1 protein-coding gene is annotated in these 588 nt (G+C 50.7%); it reads right to left on the minus strand.

Annotated elements, in window-relative coordinates; all coding sequences use genetic code 11:
* A partial coding sequence (locus R8N47_RS26845; protein WP_318186317.1) for an efflux RND transporter permease subunit occupies window positions 1–588 on the minus strand: 588 nt, incomplete at both ends.

The raw sequence follows: 588 nt of genomic DNA on the forward strand, positions 1-588 counted from the left end.
CTGCTCGAGATTGTCGAACTCTTTGCGCAATGACTCTGTGGTCACGCCTTCACGCCTTTGGTCATGAGGTTTGAGCTGAATTACCGTTTCAATCATGGTGAGTGGTGCAGGGCCGGTGGCGGTTTCTGCACGGCCAATCTTGCCCCAAACCGTTTTGACTTCCGGTACGGTTTTGATCAGCTTGTTGGTTTGCTGAACCAACTCACGTGCTTTACCGATGGAAATGCCGGGGTAGGTGGTCGGCATGTACATCAAATCGCCTTCATCCAATGGTGGGATGAATTCGCTGCCTAGTTGGCTAGTTGGGTAGTACGCCGATGCTAATAGGCCGAGCGCCAGTACGATCATCGCTTTCGGATATTTCAAGCTCAGATTAAGCAATGGACGATACAGCGCAACCAGACCACGGTTAACAGGGTTCTTATGTTCTGGCAGTATTTTACCGCGAATAAAGTAGCCCATTAGAACTGGCACGAGCGTGATCGCAAGTGCTGCCGCTGATGCCATGGCATACGTCTTGGTAAAGGCGAGAGGAGAGAACATCTTGCCTTCTTGACCTTCCAGTGCAAACACTGGAACGAAGCTTAA

The sequence above is a fragment of the Vibrio sp. 2132-1 genome, assembly GCF_033344315.1.